The following is a 5,076-nucleotide window of genomic DNA, read 5'->3' as shown; positions in this document are numbered from 1 at the left end:
TTTAAATTGAATAATAAAAAGTTCTTATGGAACATTCAAAACGTACAAAAAGGTAAAGATGTACGGCTAGCTTTAGACTCTGAGTTGCAGCAAAAGGCAGAAGAAGCATTAAGATCGCAAATTAAGAAAACACCTGATGCTAAAGCTGGTTATGCTGTAGTGAGCGATGCAAAAACTGGCGCGATTTTAACTATGGTCAACTCGGCAGTTTTTGATCCAAATATATTAAATACACATGTATCTTCTAGAAAAGAAAATATTAAATCTCTTTCGCAAAATAAAGCAATTCAAAAATTAAAGTATGGTGAATCTTATGTAAATATGGCTTCTACTATAAAACCACTTACTATTTTAATTGGATTAAACGAAAAGCTTTTCCAACCCGAAGATACTTATTTAGATAAAGGTACTTTTCAGTATGATAGTCAAAATAACATTACGAATGCGCCTGGAACACCAACAGGGGAGATTACACCGAGGCAGGCTATCATTAATTCATCTAACACATTTATGACAGCAAAAGTAGCTCTGCCCTTATTCAACCAAAATAATGGAAATATAGAAAAAGTGGCCCATATATGGACAGATTATTTAATGCAATTCGGCCTACGTTCTAAAACCGGGATTGATTTGCCCTTTGAAGAAGACGGACAATATGAATTTCAGCCATCTAATAAATTTGAAAATGGGATTTCAGCTTTATTAAATGCCTCTTGGGGAGGAAATGAAGTGCATACTCCTCTTCAACTCGCTCAATATGCAGCAACTTTGGCAAGTAAAGGCGACAAATATAAACCTCAAATCGTAAGTGCGATTATTGGTCAAGATGGTAAGGAAACCAAAAAGTTTGAACCCATTTTAGAAAGTTCAAATCGTTACCCGATGAACTTTTGGAGTGTCGTGCACGGTGGAATGAGTCAAAATATAGAGGAGATTAAAAATTTACCCTTTCATGTCGCAGGTAAAACGGGTAGTACAGGTTCTCCGAATAAGCAAGAAAGAATGATAAATCATTCTCTTTTCATTGCATATGCTCCTACCGAAGATCCACAAATCGCCATTTCTGTCGTTATTCCTGGTAGTAATCCAGAAAAAAACATCGCTGCTCTCGTTACATCAGAAATTTTAGAGTCCTGGCATACACTTCAAAAAGAAAATAATAACAAAGAGGAAGGTTCATTAAAGTGAACCTTCCTCTTTTACCATATAGAATCTACACCTATTATTTTCCATACACCTTCATGATCCTTTTCGAACAAGAATGAATATTTAATATCCGTTAAAACATACTCTTTTTGTACATACCCAGTATTGCCGTTAAATGTCGATATTTTTATATATCCATCATTCTGCACTTTTTCTGGAATCCAAGCTTTTACCACCTCATTAGATACTTCATATAAAACTTGTGATTCTCGTTTTGGTTCAGCTAAAATTTTCGTTTTATTTCCAGTAACAGTTACATATATAAAATGTTCTCGCTTTGATTGGTTACTGTCTGTCATTCCACTTGGTACTTTATATACCTTTTTTGTATCATTTGCAAATTCTCCCCCCATTGTAAGAGCGACTTGCAACTCATGAAACAAATCTTCATCAAATTTCAATTCATCCTTCTTATAACTCTTCCCTTTAAATAGAACTTCATCATTTAACGCTTTGTACAAGTCATTTTCATTTTTTGAATTTGTACTTCGAGATAAATCATTCATAAACTGTTTTAATGATAGCTCTTGAGCAGACTCATCTTTTGTTTTCAGCTTAATTTGTGTACTACTTTGTACCGGCGATTTATTATCATCAAGCCCAGGTTGTTGAACAATAAAAAATAACATTGTACAAACCAACACAACTACAATGGGCAATGCTTTTTTACGAGATGGTTTCTTATATGTTATAGAATCTACTTCACTATTTAGGTATATAGATTGCTTTATTCTATAAATAAATTCTTCTTCATCTTTCCGATGCCCCATTGGGCCGTTTTTTATTTTACTATACCAGTCAGGATTATTTTTACTGTTCATCACTTCTACCCTCCCCTATTAATTTTGAAACTTTACTTCTCGCTCGGCTTAATCTAGATTTGACTGTTCCAATTGATACACCTAATGTTTCAGCCATTTCTTCATAAGATAATCCATATTTCGCGTCCAATATTAGTATTTCACGGTATTTTTTAGGTAGTTTTAATACTACATCCCACACTTCATTCATTTCCTCTTGCTTAAAAAATTCTTGTTCTGCCGATGGAGATTGTTTATCGTCACTAAAAAATCCCATTAAAGATATCCTTTTAAAATAAGCGGATTTCAAATAGTTTATTGCCGTATTTCTTGTGATTTTTAATATCCACGTTTTAATAGATGACTCCTTTCGAAACAAGTGCCAATGTTTAAAAACCTTTATAAAGACATCTTGTGTGATGTCATCTGATAAATGTGGATCTTTCGTAATAATAAATGAATAATTCCATACATCTTGCCAATAGTCTTTTATAACATAGTCCAGCTCATCATGATTACATTTTTCAATAAACTTTTGTTCCATTTCCATACCTCAAACTTATTTGAATCAACATAAAACTTCCCTCACTTTTATTATGGTTTCAATATATAGACATGACACAAGTTTTATTTGTTCCCTTGTTTATTTTTTTATATTACCGTTGCAATTAACGCCAATGGACAGTATAAAGTACACACTATGAATAGATATAAAGACTAATTTAATTAAAGACAAGAAAATCATTGAAATAAGCTGACGCGTTATGATTTTCATTCGTTCTCTTCCCCACTCACTTTTCGAGATAAATGGTTTATGATTGCATAGAAAGATAAGAAAAAAGACGCTATCATTTCTCATACCATGATTATGCGTTGGGGTTCATCAGTATGGCCCTGAATTGGACAAACCAATTCGTCCATCAATTGTTGGAACTTGTAGCATAAGATATGATTCCGTTAGGAATATATATGCTTTATTCTCTTTTACTTTATTTTTGCATCAGAAGATTTTCCATATATATTCGATAGATTTTACAAAACAAAAAATTCTAATAAAGAATGGTCCATTGGAATTGGCTTAGCACTAGCAAAATCAATTATCGAAGCTCATCATGGATTTATTACAGTAGAAAGCCAAAAACACTCATTCATAAAAGTTATTGTAAAATCCTAACCTTTGAGTATAATTTTTAAAAATTAATCATTTGTTGAAAAAAAGAAATTCGATTAATTTATTATAAATAACTATAGAGAGAAAAATTTTTCGGTTTGGGGGTAATTAAAAATCTTAGCTTGATGGCGATGTTGCGAGACCCCTAATACTCTTTAATTCTTAAAAAAACCTGTAAAACAAAAAAAGAACCAGGCTATTTTTGCCCAGTTCTTATTTTGTTAGATCTCTCAATTTGATTATCTTATTTTACATCTTCTTTAGGAGTTGCTGGTTCTGCATCTTTCGGAATTTCACTTTTATCAATTTCTTTATGTGTCATATTTCCGCTTTTATCTGCAACAACAACTTGTAATTTTTCATCCGTTTTTACATCTTCTGCACCTACTGCACCTCCCGCTAATAATCCTGTACTTAAAAGTGTCCCTGCTAATAATGTTTTAATCATTTTTCATTACCTCCTGTTTATTTGTAATATTTATCAAAAAAGTATCTAGAGTTAATGTTTTAGTCATTATCTTTATCTACTTGCTTTTTGATTACATTTAGCATAAGACAAGAATCTATAGTTGATATAGACTGTATCTGGAGATTATATAAAAAAATAGATAATCAGTTGCATATCCTAATGGGTATTTAGACAAGATTGAAACTTTATATGAGTTTGATAATTGAGTTACCTTTTGTTTTTGAGCGTGAGGTTTATTACTGGGATGAAGCCTATTGAGGAGCTAACCCTTTCAATACACTTTTCAACTAAATATTTTTCTTCATTGTTTGCATTCTCTGCTGCGTCAGTTTTGTTTTCCTAACTTACTGTTTCAGTCTTAACTTGAATTTTTTCCTTATAATTACAAAAAGGATATACTAAACATTTAACTGCTAGTAAAATATTTCCTTTTATTATTCTATAATGATAATAATTAATGAGTCAAAGTGATTTTGCGAAAATTATATAAAACAGGCATAATTTATTAGTTGCTTGGCAAGTTATGCTTGTTACCACTACTAAAGAATCTCTCATTGTAGTACCCTCTACTATCTTTACAGGAGTATCAACACGTCTTCATCTATCTACTGATGTCATTAATTCATTTCTCTTTCGCATGCCGCTATGTCGCCTTCAATTTTGCTTCTTTTTCGTTTCTTACGTTCTTCCATATCCACGTCGGAAAGACGATTTCTGATTAATTTTTATCTATATAGGATTTCACTCCTTATTTACCGAGAGAAAATTTATGATATAATAAAGTTAGCTAATTTTAGGGAATATTTTCTCTACAGCGCTCCTTGCCATCGAGCGTTTTTTTACTTTTCAATAGCTAACTTTCTGAAAAGCTGTTAAAATTCAGTTACCGATATGTGTAACAACTGGCCTGTGCTTCTGTACGGGCTTTTTTGATGCTAGTTTTTAGCTAACAAACGCATTCCCCTCACTTCACACATCGGAATATCCAAAACAGTTGTATTGTTGGTGACACCTACCGTTTTAGGTTCTATTAATTAACCGAATAATAAAATAATACAAAACTTGTCTATATTCAAATGAATAATAATATAGTTTTTAACTTTTTTATTTATTGATTCACAATATAAAAAAGAGAACCCTTATAATAAGGATTCTGCAACAGGAAATAACAAAATATAAACCATAAAAAGAATTACTTATATTATAGTTTTCATTGGGTACCGCCACACCTTCATCAAGCTAAGGTTTGAATAGACTCCTAGATGAAAATCTTCTTTCTCTACAGATAGTTACTCAGAGAAGTCAGCTCATTTTTTCGTTTTGGGGTAATTCTGAATTCTTAAGTTATGGGATATGCCATCAGACAGCTATGTCAATGGATTCCATAATGCCAAAGCGAATATCCAATTTGGGTCACCATTTCCTTGATG

General features: G+C 32.0%; 5 protein-coding genes. 2 read left to right on the top strand and 3 right to left on the bottom strand.

The annotated features are described in order from the left end of the window. The coding region (locus CN409_RS28830; protein WP_098217962.1) for a penicillin-binding transpeptidase domain-containing protein at positions 1-1,188 on the top strand (1,188 nt) is incomplete at its 5' end. A gap of 11 nt (positions 1,189-1,199) precedes the next feature. Here CN409_RS28830 and CN409_RS28825 read toward each other — a convergent pair. Continuing rightward, complete coding sequence (locus CN409_RS28825) at positions 1,200-2,027, bottom strand: SH3 domain-containing protein (protein ID WP_043333225.1); 828 nt, start codon at positions 2,025-2,027, stop codon at positions 1,200-1,202. Further along, positions 2,017-2,550, bottom strand: coding sequence for an RNA polymerase sigma factor (locus tag CN409_RS28820; protein WP_000435488.1), 534 nt, complete (start codon positions 2,548-2,550; stop codon positions 2,017-2,019). The genes CN409_RS28825 and CN409_RS28820 overlap by 11 nt, the downstream gene beginning before the upstream one ends. 423 nt (positions 2,551-2,973) lie before the next feature. On the opposite strand from CN409_RS28820, the gene CN409_RS32705 reads away from it, so the two are divergent. Continuing rightward, entirely contained in the window at positions 2,974-3,180 is a 207-nt protein-coding gene (locus CN409_RS32705; RefSeq protein WP_371399785.1) for a sensor histidine kinase, read from the top strand. Between the two features lie 241 nt (positions 3,181-3,421). Here the strand turns inward: CN409_RS32705 and CN409_RS28810 are convergent, their stop codons facing one another. Next, the gene (locus tag CN409_RS28810) at positions 3,422-3,625 is read right to left on the bottom strand and encodes a hypothetical protein (protein WP_000598100.1); all 204 of its coding nucleotides are present in this window, start codon (positions 3,623-3,625) and stop codon (positions 3,422-3,424) included. Between the last annotated feature and the right edge of the window lie 1,451 nt (positions 3,626-5,076).

Source organism: Bacillus sp. AFS012607 (assembly GCF_002558005.1).
Taxonomy (GTDB): domain Bacteria; phylum Bacillota; class Bacilli; order Bacillales; family Bacillaceae_G; genus Bacillus_A; species Bacillus_A thuringiensis_S.
This window is presented reverse-complemented; position numbering and strand designations above follow the sequence as displayed.